24 protein-coding genes and 1 tRNA gene are annotated in these 23,732 nt (G+C 43.4%); 11 read left to right on the top strand and 14 right to left on the bottom strand.

Going from position 1 to position 23,732, the window contains the following annotated elements; genetic code table 11:
* Nucleotides 1–123 precede the first annotated feature (123 nt).
* Entirely contained in the window at nucleotides 124–1,392 is a 1,269-nt protein-coding gene (locus tag RRG12_RS34860; protein WP_420762370.1) for a HEAT repeat domain-containing protein, read from the bottom strand.
* 122 nt (nucleotides 1,393–1,514) lie between these two features.
* Nucleotides 1,515–1,952, bottom strand: a complete 438-nt coding sequence (locus tag RRG12_RS34865; protein ID WP_420762371.1) for a hypothetical protein — start codon at nucleotides 1,950–1,952, stop codon at nucleotides 1,515–1,517.
* Between the two features lie 160 nt (nucleotides 1,953–2,112).
* Here RRG12_RS34865 and RRG12_RS34870 point away from each other — a divergent pair, with 160 nt between their 5' ends.
* The 5 genes from RRG12_RS34870 (at nucleotide 2,113) to RRG12_RS34890 (ending at nucleotide 5,400) form a co-directional block, all read left to right on the top strand.
* Complete coding sequence (locus tag RRG12_RS34870) at nucleotides 2,113–2,913, top strand: DUF1838 family protein (protein ID WP_420762372.1); 801 nt, start codon at nucleotides 2,113–2,115, stop codon at nucleotides 2,911–2,913.
* A gap of 518 nt (nucleotides 2,914–3,431) precedes the next feature.
* Nucleotides 3,432–3,671, top strand: a complete 240-nt coding sequence (locus tag RRG12_RS34875; RefSeq protein WP_181931972.1) for a hypothetical protein — start codon at nucleotides 3,432–3,434, stop codon at nucleotides 3,669–3,671.
* A gap of 32 nt (nucleotides 3,672–3,703) precedes the next feature.
* The gene (locus tag RRG12_RS34880; protein WP_420762373.1) at nucleotides 3,704–4,612 is read left to right on the top strand and encodes a HEAT repeat domain-containing protein; all 909 of its coding nucleotides are present in this window, start codon (nucleotides 3,704–3,706) and stop codon (nucleotides 4,610–4,612) included.
* Between the two features lie 106 nt (nucleotides 4,613–4,718).
* Nucleotides 4,719–5,018 (top strand): type II toxin-antitoxin system HigB family toxin, encoded by a 300-nt coding sequence (locus RRG12_RS34885; RefSeq protein ID WP_069074017.1) that lies wholly within the window; start codon nucleotides 4,719–4,721, stop codon nucleotides 5,016–5,018.
* Nucleotides 5,002–5,400, top strand: coding sequence for a helix-turn-helix domain-containing protein (locus RRG12_RS34890; protein ID WP_069074018.1), 399 nt, complete (start codon nucleotides 5,002–5,004; stop codon nucleotides 5,398–5,400). The genes RRG12_RS34885 and RRG12_RS34890 overlap by 17 nt, the downstream gene beginning before the upstream one ends.
* A 51-nt stretch (nucleotides 5,401–5,451) precedes the next feature.
* Here RRG12_RS34890 and RRG12_RS34895 read toward each other — a convergent pair whose 3' ends face one another.
* The 4 genes from RRG12_RS34895 to RRG12_RS34910 form a co-directional block, all read right to left on the bottom strand.
* Entirely contained in the window at nucleotides 5,452–6,060 is a 609-nt protein-coding gene (locus RRG12_RS34895; RefSeq protein WP_420762374.1) for a HEAT repeat domain-containing protein, read from the bottom strand.
* A gap of 217 nt (nucleotides 6,061–6,277) precedes the next feature.
* Nucleotides 6,278–6,772 (bottom strand): bleomycin hydrolase, encoded by a 495-nt coding sequence (locus RRG12_RS34900; RefSeq protein WP_069074020.1) that lies wholly within the window; start codon nucleotides 6,770–6,772, stop codon nucleotides 6,278–6,280.
* 85 nt (nucleotides 6,773–6,857) lie between these two features.
* A complete protein-coding gene (locus RRG12_RS34905; protein WP_181931967.1) occupies nucleotides 6,858–7,415 on the bottom strand; it encodes a bleomycin hydrolase in 558 nt (185 codons plus the stop codon).
* 438 nt (nucleotides 7,416–7,853) lie between these two features.
* Nucleotides 7,854–8,021 carry an NblA/ycf18 family protein gene (locus RRG12_RS34910; protein WP_069074022.1) on the bottom strand — a complete coding sequence of 56 codons (168 nt, stop codon included), beginning with the start codon at nucleotides 8,019–8,021 and terminating at the stop codon, nucleotides 7,854–7,856.
* A gap of 318 nt (nucleotides 8,022–8,339) precedes the next feature.
* Between RRG12_RS34910 and RRG12_RS34915 the strand changes: the two genes are divergently transcribed.
* The 3 genes from RRG12_RS34915 (at nucleotide 8,340) to RRG12_RS34925 (ending at nucleotide 10,637) form a co-directional block, all read left to right on the top strand.
* Nucleotides 8,340–8,957, top strand: a complete 618-nt coding sequence (locus RRG12_RS34915) for a phycobiliprotein lyase (RefSeq protein WP_069074026.1) — start codon at nucleotides 8,340–8,342, stop codon at nucleotides 8,955–8,957.
* Nucleotides 8,954–9,499 carry a hypothetical protein gene (locus RRG12_RS34920; protein WP_420762375.1) on the top strand — a complete coding sequence of 182 codons (546 nt, stop codon included), beginning with the start codon at nucleotides 8,954–8,956 and terminating at the stop codon, nucleotides 9,497–9,499. The genes RRG12_RS34915 and RRG12_RS34920 overlap by 4 nt, the downstream gene beginning before the upstream one ends.
* Nucleotides 9,500–9,869: 370 nt before the next feature.
* Entirely contained in the window at nucleotides 9,870–10,637 is a 768-nt protein-coding gene (locus tag RRG12_RS34925; RefSeq protein ID WP_069074024.1) for a phycobilisome rod-core linker polypeptide, read from the top strand.
* Nucleotides 10,638–11,087: 450 nt separating this feature from the next.
* On the opposite strand, the gene RRG12_RS34930 is transcribed toward RRG12_RS34925, so the two are convergent.
* The 4 genes from RRG12_RS34930 to RRG12_RS34945 all read right to left on the bottom strand — a co-directional run bounded on the left by RRG12_RS34930 (nucleotide 11,088) and on the right by RRG12_RS34945 (nucleotide 14,730).
* The gene (locus RRG12_RS34930) at nucleotides 11,088–12,005 is read right to left on the bottom strand and encodes an RluA family pseudouridine synthase (RefSeq protein WP_420762381.1); all 918 of its coding nucleotides are present in this window, start codon (nucleotides 12,003–12,005) and stop codon (nucleotides 11,088–11,090) included.
* Between the two features lie 238 nt (nucleotides 12,006–12,243).
* Nucleotides 12,244–12,891, bottom strand: a complete 648-nt coding sequence (locus RRG12_RS34935) for a Uma2 family endonuclease (RefSeq protein ID WP_420762376.1) — start codon at nucleotides 12,889–12,891, stop codon at nucleotides 12,244–12,246.
* A 172-nt stretch (nucleotides 12,892–13,063) separates the two neighbouring features.
* The gene (locus tag RRG12_RS34940; protein WP_420762377.1) at nucleotides 13,064–14,446 is read right to left on the bottom strand and encodes an aminopeptidase P family protein; all 1,383 of its coding nucleotides are present in this window, start codon (nucleotides 14,444–14,446) and stop codon (nucleotides 13,064–13,066) included.
* 47 nt (nucleotides 14,447–14,493) lie between these two features.
* Nucleotides 14,494–14,730 (bottom strand): hypothetical protein, encoded by a 237-nt coding sequence (locus RRG12_RS34945; protein ID WP_084227277.1) that lies wholly within the window; start codon nucleotides 14,728–14,730, stop codon nucleotides 14,494–14,496.
* A gap of 200 nt (nucleotides 14,731–14,930) precedes the next feature.
* Here RRG12_RS34945 and RRG12_RS34950 point away from each other — a divergent pair, with 200 nt between their 5' ends.
* Both RRG12_RS34950 and RRG12_RS34955 read left to right on the top strand, forming a co-directional pair.
* Nucleotides 14,931–16,142 (top strand): endonuclease, encoded by a 1,212-nt coding sequence (locus RRG12_RS34950; RefSeq protein ID WP_420758009.1) that lies wholly within the window; start codon nucleotides 14,931–14,933, stop codon nucleotides 16,140–16,142.
* A 299-nt stretch (nucleotides 16,143–16,441) separates the two neighbouring features.
* Nucleotides 16,442–17,260: a PhzF family phenazine biosynthesis protein gene (locus RRG12_RS34955; RefSeq protein ID WP_069072718.1), complete on the top strand. Its 819-nt coding sequence runs from the start codon at nucleotides 16,442–16,444 to the stop codon at nucleotides 17,258–17,260.
* Nucleotides 17,261–17,537: 277 nt separating this feature from the next.
* Here RRG12_RS34955 and RRG12_RS34960 read toward each other — a convergent pair.
* The 3 genes from RRG12_RS34960 to pdhA all read right to left on the bottom strand — a co-directional run bounded on the left by RRG12_RS34960 (nucleotide 17,538) and on the right by pdhA (nucleotide 19,685).
* Nucleotides 17,538–17,609 (bottom strand) — tRNA-Lys (locus RRG12_RS34960).
* Between the two features lie 61 nt (nucleotides 17,610–17,670).
* The gene (locus tag RRG12_RS34965) at nucleotides 17,671–18,540 is read right to left on the bottom strand and encodes an aldose epimerase (RefSeq protein WP_420762378.1); all 870 of its coding nucleotides are present in this window, start codon (nucleotides 18,538–18,540) and stop codon (nucleotides 17,671–17,673) included.
* A 110-nt stretch (nucleotides 18,541–18,650) separates the two neighbouring features.
* Complete coding sequence (pdhA, locus tag RRG12_RS34970) at nucleotides 18,651–19,685, bottom strand: pyruvate dehydrogenase (acetyl-transferring) E1 component subunit alpha (RefSeq protein WP_069072716.1); 1,035 nt, start codon at nucleotides 19,683–19,685, stop codon at nucleotides 18,651–18,653.
* Between the two features lie 765 nt (nucleotides 19,686–20,450).
* On the opposite strand from pdhA, the gene RRG12_RS34975 reads away from it, so the two are divergent.
* Complete coding sequence (locus tag RRG12_RS34975) at nucleotides 20,451–22,760, top strand: IMS domain-containing protein (protein ID WP_420762379.1); 2,310 nt, start codon at nucleotides 20,451–20,453, stop codon at nucleotides 22,758–22,760.
* Between the two features lie 40 nt (nucleotides 22,761–22,800).
* On the opposite strand, the gene RRG12_RS34980 is transcribed toward RRG12_RS34975, so the two are convergent.
* Nucleotides 22,801–23,154: a hypothetical protein gene (locus RRG12_RS34980; protein ID WP_420762380.1), complete on the bottom strand. Its 354-nt coding sequence runs from the start codon at nucleotides 23,152–23,154 to the stop codon at nucleotides 22,801–22,803.
* Between the last annotated feature and the right edge of the window lie 578 nt (nucleotides 23,155–23,732).

Consider the following 23,732-nt stretch of genomic DNA (forward strand, 5'->3'; position numbering starts at 1 on the left):
GCTTAAAGTTGACACCAATGGAGAGAGAGCCGCCCGCCGATTTAGTCATTAGTCATTAGCACCAATAACCAATGACTAATGACCAATGACTCGAAATCCCCCGGCTTGAAGCCGGGGGATGAGTTAATTACTCGTCGCTTTCGCCCTAATTAACCAATCACGATCGCCAGTACAAATTTCCCGACCAGACGAGTCTCCTAAGCGGTCTAGCGCCAATAAACAAGCGTATTTCAAATCCCAGATTGGCGTATTTAGGCAAATTTTGAGTTCAGGAATCGCTCGTGAATCACCCAATTCACCAAGAGCGATCGCACACGCTGCACGAGATTTCTGAAACTGGGGTTCGCGGTTGTGCAGGTTTTCTATTAATAAATCGTAAGCGCCAGCATATTTTAGCCAGCCGAAAAGTTTCATCACATGATAATGAGCGCCATAGTCGTTATATGCCTTATCCCCATAAGTAACTAAAAGTGCTTGGGGTGCTTCTTGTGCATAGATATCCAGTAAGGTTTTTGTGGCTAAATAGCAGCGTCCAAAATCGGTTTCGTAGAGTTCGTTAATCACAAAATCTAGCACAGGGGTAGCATCATACTCGTGTACTAAATCAAGATCGTTGGGATGATCGTAGAGTACTTGCTCTAAGTAAGGTTGAATTTCTGCAAAAGTGATTTCACCACTGGGAACACCTGCATCCAAAAGCATCCGCAATCCTCGCAGCCGGAACACCAGAGATACAGGACAACGGGCAATTTCCGGGATGGCTTTGTAATAACGTGAATCAATCAGGTCTTGAATACAACCCCGTCGTGCATTGACGCTGGAACTTTGCAGCAGCGTCATCACCTCAGTAATTTGGGAGTAGTCACCCGTGAAACGACAAACTGTAGCGATCGCTGCGCTACGGGTAGGTTCATCCTCAACTTGAGTAAATTTCCGTACACGTTCGAGAGACGGCTGATAGTCAGCATTAGCTAGAGTATGAATAATCACTCGATAGATTTGGCCTGGTTTATCCAGTAGTTGTGCCACCTCTTCGAGGATTTCTGGCTCTTTAGTGCCGATTTCCCCGATCGCCCACACAGTATTTTCAACAGTATAAATATCATCATCTTTAAGGCACTGCCGAATTACAGGTAAAGCTGATTCAGCCTGCAATCGCCCCAGACTTTCCACAGCCTTGCGTCGAACAATCCGGTGGTCTAACTCATCAGGGTTACTGGTTTCAATCGCCCGTACCAAAGCCGCGATCGATTGCTCTGTGGGGAAGTTAATTAAATGGGAAACAGCAATATACTTATCAGAAGCGTCTTCGAGTTGTTCTAATGGAGTATCGATAATTGCGATCGCTTGTTCTTCTGTTAACCCAAACATTTTAAAAAAACGTTTATCCATTGGTCTATAAATGGCTCTTGGATAATTGCTCAGAGGTCACGTTTATTATCGTACTGGGGATTGGGGACTGGAAACTCATTCACACAACACTCTGAGCAGGTGGCAACTTTAATAGCACTTCATCAGTTTCGGCACAGTTCAGGACTAGCGATCGCAATGGCGCTCTCGTGCCATTCATGAATGAGAGCGTCAATCATCTCCCATGCTATGGGAGATGAATCTATCAATCGAAAAGCCTCACTTAGTTCTTTGATAAAGTCTTGCAGATCATCTTTTTCAAAGAAACTGAGCCATCCATAAGGATGTTCAAAGCCGATTTCTTTTCCAAGTAACAAAGAAAAGGCGACGGTTAATGCTTCAAAAACAGCTTTACTCTGTGTTGCTGCCTTTATAAGAAAAGTCATTTCCTCCCGGCGTAACAAAGCAAAAGACTGATCATTGCGAGTAATTGTCACTGGACGTTCTAAAGCTTTGTCCAGAACCCGCCCAGGCTGACGATTCAACTCCGTGGCTGTAATTAACTCATCTGAGTAGATATTGCCGAAAGTCTTGATAGACATAGGTTATGCGTTTTTAGTCAACGCCGATTTCATGAAAGCAATGATTGTATACGTATAATTGTAGGTACTATTCATCAAGGGTCAATAGGGATAAAAGCTCTGAGCGCTGGAACTATCTCCAGAAAGGCATTTTAGATTTTCAGACTAGAGAAAATGCGGTATGAGTGATTATTTAGATGACTACGAATTTAACAACCTCGATTTTTACAGAAAAAATCATGGGTTACAGCTTTATTACAACTGGTCTGGGGAAATTTGGTGGCAAGAAACACCAGACAAGTCAAAGGAAAAATTATTCTCTATTATTGGGATGAATGCTACCAAAGTATTTCTCAAGCCCGATCCTGAGTATGGCGAAGTCGGGTATCGCATCAATAGAGAGTTGGGTTTATTTTGTGACCCAGATACGCAAGAAATTCTGCACTTTTGGAAGTCACCAACAGCAAGTCAAGCAGTACCAGTAGTACACATTGCTAACCGGATTGTCCAAGGCTCAGTTAAACCAAAGAAATTTCTCATACCCAAAGGCAGCGGATATATTACCTCTGTCATGGAAATTCCTTTAGAATACCCGCATCCCTTAGCAGGAGATAGCAAATATTCAGACTATTGCCCTGGAGAAAAGTTTAAGGGAATTGAGTACTTTATCTCAAATACTTGCCGACCCGATGCAACTGATGTCCCTCCTGCTAAGTGGGCGAGGGACTGTCCTTGGTTGCCGTGGATGAAGTTAGGATATGCTCATCCAGCTAAATTAAGATTTGAAACCACAATCTTTAGAGTAGATTCTTTTGAACAGCTTCATCCTAGCTTGGTCAAGTTGGTGAGGGAAAAAGTCCCAATTTATGAATTCACGCCAACAGAAAGTGATGAACCGAATGTGACAAGCATTCAATATTTTAAGAAGAACTTTGAGTCCTACTTACGAGGAGATATTTTTCCACTTGAGGAAACCTCTTAAAATAATTCGTAATTCGTAATTCGTAATTCGTAATTGAATTCTTAGTGCAAATTAGGAATTAGTTATACCGTTTCTTTGTGAAGCTGCATATAATTCACCCCCCAGCTATTGCTGTCCACCCTTGCCAAGTAGGGTGTTTTGTCGCAGAGCGCAACGCACCGTCAACAATCTCAGGTGCGTTAGCCTACGGCATTAACACATCTTACTAATTTATATTTCTTCATATACATTGAATTTTTCTCACCGACTTACTTAAAATACTTATCAGAACTTGGAGCAAAAGCTGTAGTTGGGTTCAACTTTTGAAGAATTCCGTAAAAAAGCTTTACCAGTGGTAACTCGATCTGAGAAGATCGGAATATATGCATTTGTCAGCTATTAGTTAGTTGCCTCTTGCCAATTGTTCAGTTTTATGTAACAGCTAATTACTGGTCTTTAGCGAATAAGCAAATACAAACATTCTTTGGAACACTAAAAACACATCATTCATATAAACACGCATTTAGGAAACAAAACTTATGGATGAAACCTCAGAATTTACAACAACCAATAACGTAACCGCCCAAGATGTAGCAGAAGTCATTGCAGAACTTGAGCAATATCGGGAACGTCTAATCCAAGAAACTACGGAAACAGCAAAACGGGCTAAATTAATGAGAGTAAACGTCATGGCAAAACTAGAGCCTGAGCTTACCAAGATTGATTCTGCTCTCCAGGAACTTCGTAATCAACAGGCTGCCCTGAGTGTCAGCAACTAGTAATTCATTTTAATAATTTAGCTATAAGTTATATGCTCAACTCCGAAACTCAATCCGGGGCTGATTCGTTAAGTCTGTCCCATGCAGAAACTGATGCTTTATTTGCAGCGGTGAGTGAGCAATTAAGCTTAAACACCTTCAACCCAGATGACCAAGAGCTAATACAGCGGATGGTTGAGAGTATGGGGGATTCACGGGGTATGGTTAGGTTGAGTTTCGCAGAGGCATTGGGTAAAATCGGTAAACCTGCGACCCCTTTATTGATGGAAGCTGTGGCAAATCATCCAAACCCAGTTGTGCGGAGAGCCAGTGCTAAAACTCTGACACTCATCGCTGACCCGATCGCAGTTCCCACTTTGGTCAACGCTCTTTTAAATGATGAAGATACGGTGGTTAAAACCTCGGCGGTGGGGGGGCTTGCCAAAATAGGCGAAGCAGCGGTGCCAGCATTGCTGAAAATCTTAGCGTCAACCGAGTATCCAGAAAGTGCCAAAGGTCATGCGGTATGGGCGTTGGGATTTATTGGGTCAGAAGCAAAGGAGCATTTATATCGGGAGATTAACTCAGACTCGGCTGAAGTTCGGGCTGCGGTGGTAGGCGCGATCGCTAAAATTGCTCAAGAAGGCGCTGAAGAAGGAGCATTTCACATTCTGGTGAACGCTCTCACTGATTCATCCTTAATCGTGCGGTGTGAAGCTGCATCTGCTTTAGGCAGCCTAGCCTATCAACCAGCAATTCCTAATCTGGTTGAGTTACTGCATCATGCCGATTGGGAAACTCGAAAAGCTGCGGCTTTAGCATTGATGAAGATTGGCGATCGCACTGCTTTAGAACCACTGCAAGCTGCATTAACTGAGGAAAAAGAAGCGGGGGTTCAGGCAGTGATCAAGTTGGCGATTTCTCAAATTGAGAGACAGTTAGAGGAGGATGCTTGGGAATAAATCGATGCACATTTACAACTTGACATCTTCCTCTCATTTTGAGAGTATTTAAGCAGCAACTAGTTTTTCGTTGATTGATGAATATAGCTAGAGAAGTTAGAGACGAATGCATCTGATTGCGATTCGGAATCTCCGCATTGATGCTGCCCAATACCCCGATGTCAAAAAGCAAATTGACGACTGGTACGCAACCGTCAAGAAGGTGGAATGGCAAAACTTGGAGGAAGTTCGTAAGATTTATCGGGATGCTGAAGCGGTTGGAAATTTTACAGTCTTTAATATCAAAGGTAATGACTATCGCCTGATTGTCGGTATTGACTACGAAAACCAAACGGTTTATTACAAATACTTTCTAACTCACGCTGAATACGACAAAGGTAAATGGAAAAATGACCCTTACTTTTGACCAAGCTGCTTATAGTAGTCTGCTAGCTGAAGTTGCTCCCAAGGTAATTGAAACGGAAGAGGAGTATGATCGTGCTTTAGCTGTGGCAGAGCGCCTAACGTTTTGCAAGAACCGGACTCCAGAAGAACAAGCTCTGCATAAGCTGATAGTAACGCTGATTGAAGCGTATGAGGTACAGAACTATCCAATGGATGAATCTGCACCGCATGAAATTCTCCAGCACATTATGGAAGCCAGTGATACTTGTCAAGCTGACTTGGTGGGCATCATCGGATCGAGCGGCGTGGTATCTGAAGTTGTGAACGGTAAGCGGTCGATTAGTAAGGCACAAGCTAAGGCACTCGGAGATTACTTCAAGGTGACACCTAGTCTGTTCATCTAATGTATCCGCTCTATTAGGATTGACAAAGGTAGTTATATTTAAGAGCGATCGCTATTCTCTTTTATACTTAATCACCTGATCTAATCGGGGCAAAGCACTGACTGCGGACTCTCTAACATACGGTTCAATAGATTCATCATTTGTCAATGCTGTCAACACTTCCACTGCTCGGATATCACCCATCGAACCGAGTGCATTGACGATCGCTACAGCCATTGCAACGTTATCTATTGTTTTCAAAGCTTCAGTCAAAACCTCAAAAGCAGGAGAACCAATTTCACCCAGCGCCATCACTGATGCAATATAAACAACAGGATTTTGGTCATTGAGCGCTGTTTTTAATCCCTGTAAGCCCTCAGCCGGGAAAGGAACATCGGGATGGTTAGCAGCAACCTGTGCCAGAGCTTTAGCACAGCTACCCCGAATGGTGGCATTATCGCTATTTACTAATGACTCTACCAGTAGCGGTACAGCGTCCGTACCAATAGCACCCAATGCCTTTACCGCCGCTCGACGGTAAGTCACATCTTCCTCATCCAAAATACCCATCAGCCGAGGAATGGTATTTTCATCACGGACATCAGCTAGTTCCCACATAGCCCGTTCCCGCAGATTGGGGTTGGGGTGTTTTAACTGTTCAAATAGAGAATCTATTGTCATAAAATCAAATTTTCCTGTCTAAATCCCCCAAATTCAATCATGAATTACGAATTACGTTAGCGCAGCGTTAGCGACGTAGGAGCGTCATTACGAATTACGAATTAGTAACAACTGAGGGACTCTTGGTCAGTCACTCAACCAGATACAGGCAAAGCAACAGACTGAGAGTCCCTAAGTTTTAGAGTATGACTATCGCTCGTCTAGTCAATCCGTGTCACTATGACAGGGAGTTGATTACATAGTCGAGGAGGGCGCGGAACTCAACCAATGCTTGAGGAGACATGTCACGAGGAGAGCAAGCGCGATCGCGAGTATAAGTCATCGCGGTAACGTAAGGAGCTGTGGGTAGACCCAAAGAGCGATACACTTCACGAGCACCTGCAATACCCCATTCGTCTAGAGGACCAGTACCGCCCACAACTAAGCTGTAGTTGATCAAGCGTAGGTAGTGCTTGATGTCGCGGAGGCACTTGTCTTTCTTGACTTGGGTAGCGCCAGCTTCACCTTCTTGGGTGAGGTAAGGATATTTCTTGAAGGCAGCATCATAAGCTTCCTTAGCTACGTTATCGATACCAGCAGCTAGCTTTTCAGCAGCTTCTAGACGAGCACTAGCACGTTGAATGCTACCTTGAACTGATTCTAGATCAGAGGAGGTTGGGAAACGACCTGCTGCATCAGCAGCTCCAATAACCGTAGTGATAACTGATTTCATTGCTTTTTATACTCCAGATTAGATTTGATCGAGTTTTTATTTCAGTTGGCTTGACTAATAGGCTTTAGGCGTTAGCGATTAGCAATTAGCTCAGAGCAGAAATAACGCGATCGAAGTAGCTAGCAGCTTCAGCAGCTAGAGCAGAGCAGTCGCCTTGAGGAGTGTCCAGTTTGCGGAACTTTTTGCCAGCGTTAGCTTCAGTGTTGGTGTTGGTGATGTGAGCGACGCTAATAGCCTTCAGGATTTGGAAAGCGCGTACAGAAGATCCGGTGGGTACGCCCAAAGCTGTGTAGGTTTCTTTCAGACCGTTCAAAGCACGATCATCCAATACGGAAGAATCGCCAGCCAATAGCGCATAAGTTACGTAGCGCAGAACGATTTCAGCATCACGTAGGCAAGCAGCCATGCGACGGGTGGGGTACAAGTTACCACCAGATTGAATCAAGCCTGTGTTTTCACAAGCAATCCCTGCAATGGCATCAGAAACCGCACAGCTAGCGTTGCTGGCGATCGCATTCACTGCATCAAGGCGCTTGTTGCCTTCAGCGATGAAAGACTTAAGGGCTGCCAAGTCAGCACCACCGATAGGAGCGGTTTTGGCATCAGCCGCAATTACAGCTCTGGAAAAAGCATCAAGAACCATGAGTTCTCCTTAATATTCACAAATGGCGGATATTATTTTTGGCGTGTTCTCGATCAGATTAACTGTGAGTAGCCAAACAAAAACATAGGGGATCAATAGTACCCTAGTCTTTACTATGAGAGACAAAGTAATAATCTGTAATATTTAATTTGGGATTGGGGCATGGGGCATGGGGCATGGGGCATGGGCATGGGGACTAGAGAATCAGTAGTAGGGAAGCAGGGAGCAAGGGAGAAGAGTTTTACTCTCTGCTAAGAAACCCTGCCCATAGAGTCTCTTTCCAATGCCCCATGCCCAATGCCCAATGCCCAATGCCCAATGCCCAATGCCCAATGCCCCATGCCCCATGCCCAATTCCCAAAAAATTAAGACTTACGCGTTTCAATGGAACTCTGCCACTGCGTAAGTCTTAAGGAAAAAATTTTATTTTTTAATTGATCAAGCTTGTTTGAGCAGATGTTTGACCAAATTATCTTTTACCATCATCTGCCGTAAGACTTCTAACAAAAAATCCTGAGCCTCTTCTTGACTCAAATTTTTCACCTGGTCTTTCAAATTTTGTAAGCGAAACTGTTGCTCTAAAGTTAGTTCGATTGGGAAGTCCATCATTCACTCCTCGGATTGACTGGAACGAAGGGTATTTGTTGTTACCGCTAGTGTGAAGGCGCAAGCTGTCATCGACATTGCTTGCTAATAGTCTAGCACTGAGATATTAAAACGTCTACATTGTCAAGCTATAAGAAATAGACCTCATAAAAGTTTACAATTACACAACGACACGTCTGCCTCTCCCTTTGTAGGGAGTTTATTGAAGCTGACCGCGAATGGCTGTAATGTTTAGAATGTTTATATACCAACAACTGTAAAAAGAAAGAACAAGGAAAACATCATCCGCAGGAGTAATAAGTAGGAGTCAGAAGATTGATAGACGCAATGGAATTTTTTCAGCTAAGTGCTGGTAAGTGGCGATCGCAACGTGCAACTCATCATCTAGCCTTCAAGCGTTCAGAGACGGGAGAATCAGATATACAGGTAGAAACTCTAGATGCCGATCATCCAGAAATCATTGAACTGTGCCAGTATCATGAGATTGACCCCAGCCTTTCAATAGGTGGGTCACGTGTGCGTTGGCTAGGCACTATGGCATGGGATAGAGAGGGTGAGGAAAATCATCAGGGGAAAACCATATTTGCGATCGTGCCTGATGGCGATAACCCAAGGCAAGGCAAATTACTCCGCGAAAGAGGTTACGCCGAAATAGTGCCTGTAGTCGGTCTTTTTCACATGGATGATGAAGATGGACTGGTGCTGACAACCGAATACGAAACAATGAGTTCCATTGAGCGATTCTGGTTTGCCAGCCCAAATATGCGACTGCGAACCAGTACAGTCAAACGATTTGGCGGCTTCAGTACAGCATCGTTTTGTTCTGAAACCCGCATTGATAATTCTGTTGAGGTTTCCAGCACAGCAGAAGTAACAGAAAAACAAGGGCCGGATGTTCTGGAAAAAAGACAGTTTTATTCAGTTTTGGGCTGGTGAATTATCTCAAGCAGAGTGATGCTTTTACTCGTGGGCAAGATTACCTGCGTCTGGTACAGGGACTTGCCCTAGAACCGGGTATGGTGGATGTGTTTGATAACCTGCGCGATCGCATTCCCATTTGCACTTGGATCGGTGAAAATATTAACACCGTAAACGCTCAGATAAATGCCTATCTAGAAGTTTGTCATGAGTGCTTTCATCCCCAAGAGCGTCGCCACATCCAAATTTTTGCAGTACCCATAGCTCAATCCTTCGGCATAGATGGGCTGTGCAACATTCTCACAAACCCAACCACCATTTTGGTAGATGTCGGTCGAGTTGCACCTCAAGACTGGTTTGGTGTAGTCGTCCATGAATACGCCCATGCCCATCTAGGAGACTTTGGTCACAACGAGCAGTTTGCTACCATCCTATCTCATCTATGTTTAGGACTGGGATTGGAACCACCCTACTGGGAGGTAGGGATGGAAGCAACTTTGCGTAGCTGGCCTTACTGTAAATCAACCATAGATCCCTTGGAATTTTGGATAGGTCGTTGAAGGAGGCAGGGGAGCAGGGGAGCAGAGGAGAATAACCAATTCCCAATCCCCAATTAGCCATTAATTTCTTTTGCTAAATGTTAAAAGTTATTGCTTCAATTCAAAAAGGTGAAACTGAATCTTCTAATCTAAAATATGTGAACAAAGTTTTTTGAGTAATTTACGTAGCCATTAAGCTGGAAGCCCCACTCTCTTTATTAATTAGCTATGGGTTAAATCCAGCAGGCTAATCATTTTCTCCTACAAATACTGAAATCACCCTTAGTTAAGTTTCGTGAAATTTTATCAGAATCTGAAGTTCTGATCCAACTACTCCCTTAATATGTGATTAAAAGTTGTTAACTTTAATTAAGAACATGGAGGCTTTAGAGTGCCACTTCCTCTGTTAGAATATAACCCTTCAAGTCAAAACCAGCGTGTAGCTGCATATGAAGTACCTGGTGATGAACAGCCCAGGATTTTTACTACCGACAATATACTTTCTCCGTCAGATTTAGGCGATCTGATAGAAGCAGCATATCGTCAAATTTTCTTCTATGCCTTTGCTGCCGATCGCGAAACATATTTAGAGTCTCAACTCCGTAATGGACAAATTACAGTACGAGACTTTATTCGTGGGTTAGTGCTTTCCAATACCTTTAAGAAAAGCTTCTACGACCTCAACAATAATTATCGTTTTGTTGAGCAAGTAATTCAGCGAGTTCTAGGACGCGATCCATACAGCGAGCGGGAAAAAATCGCTTGGTCAATTGTAGTCGCTACCAAGGGGATTGTAGGCTTTATTGATGAAGTGCTCAACACTGAAGAGTACCTGAGCAATTTTGGATACTCCACAGTGCCTTATCAGCGCCGTCGGATACTGCCATCTCAATCTCAGGGTGAGTTGCCATTCAACATCAAATCACCACGATACGAAGATTACCACCGTACCAAACTTGGTTTCCCCCAAATCATTTGGCAGGTCGAAGTACGCAGATTCCTTCCACAAGAGCAAAAGCCCAAAGCTGGCGATCCAGCTCTATTCCTGTCTATGGCACAAAGTGTCAATGCAACTGGCAATGCGCCACAAAGGATCTCGTCATTCAACATCGATATCGAAAAGTCTGTACCTTATCGCCAGCTGACTGGAATTAAGTAACGATTTTTGGTCGGCGGCTGCTAGTACATCGCTTTGATAATTTTATAGCGTGCATGAGTCTTGGGTTATGTAGGAGTTTTATTTAGATATAACTAAATGAAACAGACTCTATCCCATGTCTGATGCACGCTAGTTGTTAATGGGAATCGGGCATTGGGCATTGGGCATTGGATATGGTTTTTTATACAGAATTCAGGAGTCAGGAGCCAGAACTCAGCAATGTTTTTTGTGCGACTGGCGGTGCTTCGCAGCGTTAGCGAGTCTGCGATAGCGTAGCGTTAGCGAGTATTCGAGCGTCGTGTCTGAATAAATGGGTGTCTGAATCCCCCACTCATTCATTCTGACTCCTGTTAGCTGTAGCGGGGCGTTTAGCCGATTCCGGCTTCTGAATTCTTCTTCAACAATGTTTGATGTCTTTAAAATGAGGCTAGTTTTAGGTGTGGGATGAGCTTAAAGTACAGTTCGTCTTTTTAACATCTCCAAAAGTTTTGTAAAGTGAGCGGGAGGAGTCGCTGTCACCTCAATCAACTCCCCAGACAGAGGATGCTGTAATTTTAGTCGCCAAGCGTGTAGTGCTTGACCGGGCAAATTTACTCCCACTGAATGACCAGAACTATAAACTCGATCGCCGACAATTGGATGACCCATTTTGCTGCTGTGGACACGAATTTGATGAGTACGTCCAGTTTCTAATTGAAAGTGAATCAAGGTGAAGTTACCAAGGCGTTCTAGTATTTGCCAATGAGTGACGGCAGATCGTCCGCCTTGTTCAACGGGTATAATTGCCATTTTCTTGCGGTCTTGGGGATGGCGACCAATGGGCAAATCTATAGTGCCACTTTCAGTTTTTGGCGCACCGTAAACTACGCCCAAGTATTCTCGCCGTGCAGTTTTAGCTTTGAGTTGTGCTTGTAGGTGATGATGGGCAATATCTGTTTTAGCGATCATGATCGCTCCCGTTGTATCCTTATCCAATCGATGGACGATTCCTGGACGCTGAACTCCGCCAATTCCTGGTAAATTGGGACAGTGAGCCAATAAAGCATTTACCAAAGTGCCATCTGGATGACCGGGTGCTGGATGGACAACTAAGCCTGCGGGTTTGTTGAGAATAAGTAACTGGTCGTCTTCGTAGAGAATATCTAAAGGGATATCTTCTGCTAGCAGTTCTAGGGGTTGTGCTTCTGGTATTTCCAGAGTGATGCGATCGCCTAGCTTGACGTTGATCTTCTTAGATGTGCAAACTCGATCATTAAGTTGGACGTTACCATGTTCGATTAACTGTTGGATGCGAGAACGGGATAAGTCAGGTAATTCTTGAGAAAGGAAACGGTCAAGGCGATCGCCTTTGGTATTGACGCAGTGTATCGTACTCTGAAGGGGAAGCAAGCTAGGTAAAGCATCCTCAAGTGGAGTTGATAAGCGTTCGCCCTTGGCGTTGGCAAAGCCATCGCTATTTTCTTGGATTTGTAAATTAAATTCGGTCACAATTACTCTATACTAATTCCCCTTCTTTAAGTAAAGCGCGGAATGCCTTTAATTTGACGGTTAGAAATCGCGTCTACCCAGGCAAAACCTTGATTTTACTTTAGTGGACGAGAGTTTGTCATATACCCGCGAATTCTATTACCGATTGTCGAAATACTCTAAGTGCTGAACTCATTCCTGTAGTTCGTGCCATTTCCACAAACCGGGGAATGAGTTCTGTGATAATAAAAGTAGGAAATATGGGGCTAATGAGAGACTTCATATATTGTTCACCTTGCAGCAAGCTAATTTCTAGGTTTTTGTTTTCATATCGCCAAATTTCAGGTACTCTTAACGCTTCGTAGGTACTAATTTGGGTTTTAGAGGTGACATCAATTTCAATCGCCAAATCAGGAGGAGGGTCAACAGTTAGGTCGATCTTGTCTTTCCCAATCATTAGCTTGTAGTTTTGAATATAAAAACAATCATCAGGTTCGATACCTGCACTTATATCTTTTCGCTTAAAGGTAGTTGAACCTAAAGACTCCCAATTCAGATTGAGTTCATCTAACAAAGCTTTCACCAAGTCTCTGATGATTACCTTATATCGCTCATGTTCTGGTAATGGAGCCATAATTTCTAACGTTCCTTGGCTGTATGCTACTCGACTCCCGCGATGTTCTCCTAACTCGTGGAGAATTGCTTCAAATACTTGCCAACTCACATTTTCCAGTATTATTCTTTGCCCTGGTGGAACTCGAATTTGGCTGAGTTGAAGAGTAAGCATAGGATGTTATACCAATTCTTTATGAAGCTGCATAGAATTCGATCCCCCCTAGCCCCCCTTATAAAGGGGGGAAATCGGATCTCCCGTTCCCTTGCAAAGGCAGAAAATTGGATCTCCGGTTCCCTCCCCTTTGCAAGGGGAGGGTTAGGGTGGGGTAACATTTAGCGTAAATTCAACCATTAACTAGATTCTCTACAGTATCAGCATCGTTTGGCAATGCATCTGTTAAAACTTCGCTACCTTCTGTCGTAACTAAAACATCATCTTCGATGCGGATTCCACGCACATCAGCAAATTCAGATAAACGCTGCCAATTCACCACATTCTGATATTTTGAACGGACATTGGCATCATTTAAAATTGCTGGTACTTGATAAAAACCAGGTTCAATTGTGACTAACATTCCTGGATGCAGGGGACGATTTAAACGAAGGTAGCCTAAACCAAAGCGATCGCTCCTTTCACGTCCCTCTTCATACCCTGCTAAATCACCCAAATCTTCCATATCATGGACATCTAAACCCAGTAGATGACCGATACCATGAGGGAAAAACAGCGCGTGGGCATCCATCTCTACTAAATCTTGGGGATTTCCTTGTAAAATGCCTAACTCTACTAAACCTTCAGCTATAACCGTAGCAGCTAGCAAATGAATATCCCCATACTCTACACCAGGGTGTATTTTGGCAATACAAGCATCATGGGCTGCTAATACGACATTATAAATATCTCTCTGGGTAGATGAAAACTTACCGGAAACTGGCCATGTGCGAGTTACATCACCTGCCCAACCCATCTCAGTTTCAGCACCAACATCGGCAAGCAGTAAGTCACCTGGTTGTAGAGGGTGGTGATACTGCTCGTTATGCAAAACTTCACCGTGAACAGTAACAATACTGTTGTAGGAAGTAGTCATATTGTGGGCAATAATAACCCCTTCCATTGCTGCACGAACTTCTGCTTCTAGCTTGGCTTTAGGTGTTGCTGCCATCCCAGCTTTGTGGGCCTCAACAGTGACAGCCGCAGCTTTTCGTAACTGGGTTAATGCAGCTTCATCGTGGGTGAGACGGAGAGAAACGATCGCCTTAGCTAACTCCAAGTCAATTCCTTGGGGAGGACTTTGTGGTAAAACCCATCTATTTAATAGCTGCGATTGCTGCGTCCAAGTGGTTGCATCTTGTACGGCAAGTGTGGCAGCATCTTCTACCCAAGACTCTAATTCTGCCATTGGTCGGGCCACATCTGCCCCAATATGCAGGGCTATTTCCTCACGGCTTGGCATTTCTCCATGCCAAAGGGCGCTGCTGGGTGAAGGATCATCGATAAATAGTTCTAGCTTGCCCGCTTCTAGACGAATTGCCGCCTTTGATAATGGCAATCCGGCAAAATAGAGAAAATGACTGCTAGCACGGAATGGAAAGGGATTTGCAGGAAAGTTGCGCGGACTGTTATTACCTGACCACAGAATTACTGGAAAATTAATGAGGTTGGCTAGTTGTTGCCGACGGCGACGTAAAGTATCGACAAGGGAAGTAGAAGTTGGTTGGATCAGCATAAATGGAAACTCAAAGAAAAGGATAAAGGTGATAGTTTTGCCTTTATTTAGTCGTTATCGTCTTTATCGTCGTCATCGTCTTGATCGTTTTTGCGATCATTATTCTTGCGATCGCTATCTTTGTCGTCGTCATCTTCGTCATTCTGGTTAGGTTGTAGGACTGGTTTTTGTTGCTCAGTTGGAGCAAGTGGCTGCGGTACTTCAATAGCACAACTAACTAATCCTCCAGAAATTAACGCCAAGTTGACAGCAACAAAGATGCTTCTAAAGATTTTTATCGTCATGTTTCCCTTTTGCTTTGACATTGATCCCAGTTTTTGGAGATTCTATTCCTAATTTATAAGGTACTGTAGACTTCTTGCATAAGTCGGGAAAAGGGGAAGGTGGGGCCTTTCAAGGGTAGGTATTTAATAAAGGCGTATTTTTGCAGGTAAAATACTATCTAGCTTTTATCAGCAGAATTACTACGGGTGCAGGAGGGTGAATGCAAGTAGGAAAAAGCGAGGAATTAAGAGAATGGACTAGAAAAGTAATTGAAAAAATGCCAAATCTCACAAAACCTCAAGCTGTTGTACTGGCAATGTGGACTTTTGGGATAGTAATGACCCAATCAAGTGGACTGACAACGGTTTCAGTATTTTTAGCAGAACTACTGGGTAAAAAGGAGAATACTATACGTCAGCAACTGCGGGAATGGTATCGAGACGCAGAAGATAAAACAAAAACTGGTCGAACTTCATTGGATGTGACATCTTGTTTTAGTCCACTACTATCTTGGATTCTAAGTCTTTGGCCTAAAGGTGAAAAACGTCTAGCATTGGCAGCAGATGCTTCAACTTTAAGCGATCGCTTTACTGTATTAGCAATTAGCATTGTTTACCGTGGCTGTGGAATTCCAATTGCCTGGAAAATAGTTGAAGCTACCATTCCTGGAAGTTGGAAACCTCACTGGGAAGAATTATTTCGCCATATAGACAAAACTGTACCACCAGATTGGTTTGTAATTGTCACCACAGATAGAGGGCTTTATGCTGAGTGGTTGTATCAACAAATCTTGAACTGTGGTTGGCATCCTTTTATGCGGATTAACCTTCAGGGGCAGTTTCAAATTAAAGGTACTGTTTCTTGGCTACCTCTAAATACTCTTGTTCGAGAAGTTGGTCAGTCATTTGAGTCATTGGTAACTTGTTTCAAAAGTAACCCGATTGAATGTACATTGTTAGCCCGTCATGACGAGGGCTATGCCGAACCTTGGTTAATTCTCACCGATTTACAACCCGAAGTTGCGGATGCTTGTTGGTATTCGATGCGCTCTTGGATTGAATGTCTATTTAAAGACGGTAAAAGAGGTGGTTTTGCTTGGCATCAAACTAAAATGACAGATACCAAACGAGCCGAGAGACATTGGTTAGCGATCGCAATCGCTACTTTATGGCAGGTTAGTGTTGGAGGTGCTATTGATGCCAATTTGCCTATTAGTAGTTTAGACGAATTACCACAAACCCACGTTGCACGACGCAATTTGAAAAATAGTGTCTTCCATCGTTGTCTCTCATGTTTCCGTCGTGGATTTTTAGTGATTAAGGCTGCCGTTCTTAATCGTCTTCCCCTACCTCAAGGTAGCTTTTTCCCTGAACCTTGGCCTTCCTTGACTCCACAACTCCATGTCTCTCAAATCACCCTCTCTACTGCCTGATTTTTAAATACCTACCCTTGAAAGGAAGGTGGGGCCCCCTCTGGGGATAAGGGGCGGGGGAAAGGGGGAAGGGTAAAAAGTTCTGTATTGCCCCCTTCCCCTTTAACCTTTACCCTTTTCCCCCTCTTGCAAAAAGCACTTTTGCAAGAGGTCTTGTATATGGCGGTTCTCGTTTGGATGTAACACGGCTGTACGCCCCTAGGAATGATCCGCAGCCTCAGAAGAATTGCAACGGTCGGCATAAATCTTTAACGCATTGCTGATAAATGTATTACTGTCTAACTTTCAAGGTGACTCTAATGGGACAAACCATTACTCAGGTTGATGCTTTTACCAATACACCTTTTGCAGGTAATCCTGCTGCTGTTTGTGTTTTGCCTACTCCCCAAGATGAAGGCTGGATGCAGAATGTGGCGCAGGAGATGAATTTATCAGAGACGGCTTTTCTAGTTAAACAGGATGATGGTTTTAATCTACGTTGGTTTACGCCCACGGTGGAAGTACCGCTTTGTGGTCATGCAACTTTAGCTAGTGCCCATGTGCTTTGGTCAGAGGGGTATTTATCACAGAATGAAGTTGCACGTTTCTACACTAAAAGTGGAGTGCTGATTGCTAAGTTGCAAGGTGACTGGATTGAGTTAGATTTTCCTGTGAATCACTCACAAGAAACAGTCGCCCCGCGAGAACTCAAGGCTGCTTTGGGTGTACCTTACAAATCTGTTTTCTTAAATTCCTTTGGCTATTTAGTGGAATTAGCATCTGAAGATTTGGTACGGCAAATTCGGCCAAATTTCCAAATACTAAAAACGTTGCCTATTTCTGAAATCATTGTCACCAGCCTCACCAACCCTGATTCTCAATATGATTTCGTCTCTCGCTTATTTGCACCGGGTTTAGGGATTGATGAAGACCCTGTAACTGGGGCGACTCATTGCTGTCTCGCTCCCTTCTGGCGCGATCGCTTGCACAAAAATGAGCTATTGGCTTATCAGGCATCCAAGCGCGGTGGGGTGGTGAAGGTGTATTATGACGGCGGCGATCGCGTCTTTCTCGCCGGACAAGCGGTAACTGTTCTGCGAGGCGAATTATCAAGAAAGGCAGAAGGGAATTCTGATTGAGCAATCAACGCTGTCCTACCCTATATGACTACGGCTATACTTCCAGTTAAAAAGTTCAGACTCATTTATTCACTTTCAACCCGCACTGAATTCTCCATAGAATGACTGATTAAAAATCAAACTTAGTTAATTTCCATGAATCCGCAATTTTTTTTGATTTTCACCAACAGCGATCGCTCATCCAAAAATTTTTGATTCTCCAGAGCGATCGCATTCACAAAAATTGCCTCTGCTTTCATCTCAAAAACAGAGGCAAGTTTTTCTTAAACTTTATATATGGGTCGCCCGGGATTCGAACCCGGAACTAATCGGTTAAAAGCCGAGTACTCTACCGTTGAGTTAGCGACCCTTTCGCTGCATTTCGCAACTTTGCCATCATAGCATAAACATCTGTAGATATGTAAAGGGGTTTAGAAAAAATTAGCAGTCAACCTTATAGATGCTGTGTGGCTAGCTCCTGGTGCTAACACAGTCAGGTTATCACCAGTATTGAGGGAGTTACGGGTGGCACTCCACGGTTCTAGACAGTAGAATTCTTTGCTTTTGACTGTCCAAAATACCAGGTAGGTAGAGAAATCATCATAATCCAAGGTGAGTTTTAACTTCCGGCTGCGATCTATCGCAGTAGCCGATTGACTCGTTAGCTGTCCAAAGGCAAAATCAATTTCATCACGACTAAAGTCAAAATTGCCGTCAAAAGAGTGAATTTCCTTAGTTTGATTATCTTGATACTGCTTAGAGGGAATTTCAACCTCTAGCTGAGTTTTATCACCACACAAAAAGTAAGGATGGAAACCAGCCGAAAAAGGCATTGGTGTAGATGATAAGTTTTTATACTGCTGGCGGACTTCTAGAGTATTACCTTGAAGTTCATAGGTGAAAGCCAGTTGAAAATCAAAAGGATAAACTGCCTTAGTTTGCTCATTGCTATCAAGAACAACAGTGAGACAAGCTTTATCTCCAGTTTCTTGTTCTGTTACTTTCCACGGCAATTCACGAGCAAAACCGTGTTGTTTGAGAGTATATTGTTGCCCGTTGTGAGTGTAAGTATTCTCTGGTAGATTGCCACAAATAGGAAATAAAATTGGATTTCCACCTCTGACACTCAAATCAGGATGAGTAAAGCGTTCAGTGTCCAGATAGAAAATTTCTTGCCCTTGAATGCGCCAACGGGTGATGATACCGCCGCGTTCTGGTACGACTTCCAACTGAGAACCAGCGGCTTCATCAGAAAGAATATAAGTCTTGTACTGTTGCTGTTGAACTGCAATGCTAAACACAAATTTTAGTCCTGGGATTAGGGATTGGGGATTGGGGATTGGGGATTGGGGACTAGGGATTAAAATAACTCTTTCCCAGTCCCCAGTACCCAGTCCTCAGTCCCCAAAATTTACTCGTCTTCTGCAAACACGAAACGATATAACTCACTGGGGTCTGGTTCAGGGCTGCTTTCGGCGAATTTAACTGCCTCGTCGATTACATCCTGAATTTTACGATCAATTGCTTTGATTTCTCCCTCATCCGCCAGATTTTGCTCCACCAAATAAGCTGCCAACTTCTTAATTGGGTCACGGGCGAACCAAAATTCTTTCTCCGCTTTGCTTCGCATTTCATCTGGGTCTGCCAAGGAGTGACCCCGGAAGCGGTATGTAAGTGCCTCAATTAATGTTGGGCCTTCACCTGCACGGGCACGGGCTACAGCTTCTTGGGCCACGGCTCGGACTGCTAGTACATCCATTCCATCTACTTCCACGCCCACCATGTTAAACACACTGGCTTTTTTATAAATCTCTGGCTGGGAAGTGGCTCGTTCGTGAGACATCCCAATGGCCCACTTATTATTTTCGACGACAAACAGAATTGGTAGTTTCCATAAAGCTGCCATATTTAGCGTCTCAAAAAACTGACCATTGTTAGCTGCACCGTCGCCAAAGAAGCAAGCTGTCACTTGGTCAGCGTTTTTATCTCCCAGCACTTCGCGGCGATATTTGCTTTGAAAAGCCGCTCCAGCTGCTACAGGAATTCCCTCAGCCACAAAAGCATAGCCACCAAGCAAACGATGTTCGGCAGAAAACATGTGCATGGAACCACCGCGCCCTTTGCTGCAACCTGTGGCTTTGCCAAATAATTCTGCCATTACCTCTCTTGCTGGTACACCCGCACTCAGAGCATGAACGTGGTCGCGGTAGGTACTACAAACATAATCTTCACCCGGTCGCATTGACTGTACAACACCACTGCAAACGGCTTCTTGACCGTTGTACAAATGGACAAAACCAAACATTTTGCCCCTGTAGTACATTTCAGCGCACTTGTCTTCAAACAAGCGCCCTAGTACCATGTCCTCATACAACCGTAACCCTTCTTCTTTAGTAATGTGCGTAGTAGCAGGATTAAAAGTGGGTAAAGTACGCTCTTGAACCATTATTTTTGAGTATCCCTGTTGTACAACTTAAAGTTACGGTCTTAAATAAGTTGGTCTGATAACACCTCAGCTTTTAACAGGCTAGCGTTTGTAAGACTCAACAATCAAACTTTATTTATGCACCAAAAAAGGGTCTTAGGGAACAGCTGAATTTTTAATTTTTGATTTTTAACTTTTCAGCCCATGCCCCGTGAGGATTTGACTCTAACGACAATATATGTCGCTTTGGGTTTTTCTCTCACCATTCCCCTCCATAGACTAGCAATCAAGATAGATTGCTTTCTGCATATCCATTAACAATTTAAAAAAAAGGAAGCAAAAGTCTATATACCCAAATAGGTAATTGTAATTGAAGGTAAATTATGATATGATTTTCTTCTCCTGTTATCAGGGTCAACTCTCAATAGTAGTATTTTTATTACCGCTTACTGAGAAAGTCCCGAAAAAATCAATCATCAATAGATTCTTGCAACCACAACAATTATGCCGTGATTAAAAGCGGTAGTTGTGGTTTGTGGTATCGAAGGCTGATAATGGTCGTGTTAAACAAAAATACTAAGAATTAAGACAAACAATTGAGGCTTTCTAGGCGAAAGCAAAAAATTAGTACTAGAATGTGACTCAAAATTTCGGGAAGGTACAAAACAAGTTATTGCAATATACACTTGTAGAGTAAATTCTACACGGCATTTTTAATGGCACGGTTTTACAGGCCTGGAAAGCTCTAGGTGAATTATGTTGATCACGGTGCAGGGGAAGTAGGCTGTGCGAATTCCGCTAGATTACTACCGAATTTTAGGACTACCGTTAGCGGCAAGTGAAGAACAATTGCGACAGGCATACAGCGATCGCATTGTACAACTGCCGCGACGTGAGTATTCTCATGCAGCAATTTCTTCTCGTAAACAACTCATAGAAGAAGCTTACGTGGTTTTATCAGATCCAAAACAACGCAGTACCTACGATCATCTCTATCTTGCCCACGCCTATGACCCTGATAACCTTGCTGCTGCCGCAGTAGCACTGGAAAATCGTCCACCAGAAAGCACCAAAAGGGGTAGTGACACCCAGAGTCTAGGTATTGAAATTACCCAAGACGAATTAGTTGGCGCTTTATTAATTTTGCAAGAGTTAGGAGAATACGAACTTGTATTGAAACTAGGTCGTCCGTACCTAGTAAATAAAAACGGTGCTACAAGTTCAAGAAAAGGTAATAATTTAGCAGACGAAGAAATACACGAAAGTGCTGAACATCCTGATGTCGTTCTCACTGTCGCCCTTGCTTGTCTAGAATTAGGTCGCGAACAGTGGCAGCAAGGTCACTACGAAAATGCCGCTATATCCCTAGAAACTGGTCAAGAACTGCTAGTGCGCGAAGGATTGTTCGCCAGTGTCCAGGCAGAAATTCAGGCGGATCTTTACAAATTACGACCATATCGAATTTTGGAGTTGTTGGCACTACCTCAAGAAAAAACTGCCGAACGAAGCCAAGGCTTGGAATTATTACAAAACCTCTTAGAAGATCGTGGCGGGATTGATGGCACGAACAATGATGACTCTGGTTTAAACATAGATGATTTTCTGCGATTTATTCAGCAGTTACGCAACCATTTAACAGTTGCAGAGCAGCACAAGTTATTTGAAGCCCAAAGCAAACGCAATTCTGCTGTTGCCACTTACTTGGCTGTTTATGCCTTAATAGCGCGGGGATTTGCTCAACGGCAACCTGCTTTGATTCGTCAAGCAAGGCAAATGCTCATCCGTCTGGGTAAACGCCAAGATGTACATTTAGAACAGTCGCTATGTGCATTACTCTTGGGACAAACTGAAGAAGCGACTCGTGTTTTAGAACTTAGTCAGGAGTACGAAGCTTTAGCTTTTATTCGGGAAAAATCTCAAGACTCTCCAGATTTGTTACCAGGGCTGTGTCTATATGCAGAACAGTGGTTGCAACACGAAGTATTTCCCCATTTTCGAGATTTAGCGAACCAGCAAGCTTTCCTAAAAGATTATTTTGCTAACCAACAGGTACAAGCTTATTTAGAAGCACTGCCGACGGATGCAGAAACAACTAATGAATGGGCTGTAATTAACCCCCAGTATTTTCACAAAACCCAGACAAATAAGCCCCATTTCCACAACAATTCAACTAAGACCTCAGCACAATTTAATCACAGCAGAACACCTGACTTAGATTTGCCAGAAACACCAACAAAAGAAACACCCGAATATTCAAATATCTCACCACCCATCTGGAATTCATCTGGAAGTATAAAATCAGAGATTCCTGCTGCTGAAAGGATGAGTAGAGGCTCTAATCAGCATTTGAACGGTTCAGCTAAGACTGCTGCACCCGGTCATAACCAAAAGCGTAGGCGGAGAAAACCTACTCCATCTGCTAGCCGAGAGCGTTTACCAGATAATCGTCCTCATTCTCGTCGTCCCCGGCGACGGCGAACTTTTCCTAACACCATCGAAGGTAAAACACGGCTGGTATGGAGAGTGTTTATTTCTTTAGTGAGTATATTAGTTTTCGGGGTATTAGCAACAGCAACTTTTGGATGGTTAAAAAATCTGTTTTTCCCCAAACCACCTTCACCTATTTCACGGTTGTTTGTAGAAATAAATCAACCACCAGTATTTATCCCTCCTCGAAATGATAAACCACAAGTATTAGATGGGTCTTTAACAAATGTAGCGGCAGAGGAAGTGATTCGCACTTGGCTATCTACCAAAGCCGCAGCTTTAGGGCCGAATCATGAGATTAATAATTTAGAGCAGATTTTAACTGGTTCAGCTTTGTCTCAATGGCGGCTGATTGCTCAACAGGATAGGTCAGACAACCGATACCGGAAGTACGAGCATAGTCTGAAGGTGGAATCTGTTGAGAGAATTGATTTATTTGCAGATCGTGCCGCAGTGGAAGCTACGGTTAGAGAAGTGACGCAGTTATATGAAAATGGTCAGTTCAAAACCTCTTCTAACGATAATTTGCGAGTTCGGTACGATTTGATTCGACAACGAGGTAAATGGCGTATTCAGAGTGCATCTGTTGTGAATCAGATAATTAGATAAGCTGGAATTTTTAGGCGATGATCTGCGACAAGGTTTTACTTCAAAGCTGGGCTAAATGTAATTCCACAAATGGAGTTAATACTTCACCCGTCCAAATACCTTCTATTAAGCTCATATCTCTACTTACAGAACCGTATATTGTTACCTTTTCATTTGGACTGTTATAGATAAATCGGAACTGATAATTACCTGGCTTGAGAGATTGAAAAAACCATGTACCACTATCTCCACTGGTGATGCTAAGTCCAAATCGATTACCCCAAGTCCCAAAAAATTTTATCTCAGGAAAGTATGTTACACTCTCTCCTGGCATAGCGAGAGGGTAATCAGATTCTAAAGATGCTGAAGCTCTAATCCAACCACCCTCCAATGGAATGACTGCGTTTGCATTCACAAGTTCTGGAAATAAGGTGAAATAAAAGCTAAACCTAAGAGGATGTTTTAAAAGTCCTCTTGTCGGTAACAAAAGGTTTTAGATCCCCCTAAATCCCCCTTAAAAAGGGGGACTTTGATTCCGGTTCCCCCCTTTTTAAGGCTACGGTGTATACACAAGTCAAATTACCCCCCTTAATCCCCCCTTGGAAAGCTACGGTGTACACACAAGTCGAAAAAAGCTTGATTTTCCATTCTTCTCTCGTTTATCTCGTTTTTATCTCGTTCCCATGTTCTACATGGGAATGCTCCTGGTGGAGGCTCTGCCTCCAATCTGGCATTGAGTCAGAGACTCAATGAATGCATTTCCAGTCGGAGACTGGGAACGAGAAAAGTCTTATCAAGCTAGGTTTTTAGGACTTGTGTGTACACCGTAGCCTTTTAAGAGGGGGGAATGGAAGTGAGGTCAAAATTGTCCTTCACGCTTTCCAGAACCGCTATACCAAAAATATCAGAGGTCTAAAACTCTTTCAAATAGGATAGAGTTAAGACCTCTATACTTTTTAATTGCAGTAGGTTCGTTGTGGAAGAGTAGGATCT

The organism is Nostoc sp. CALU 546 (genome assembly GCF_048836525.1).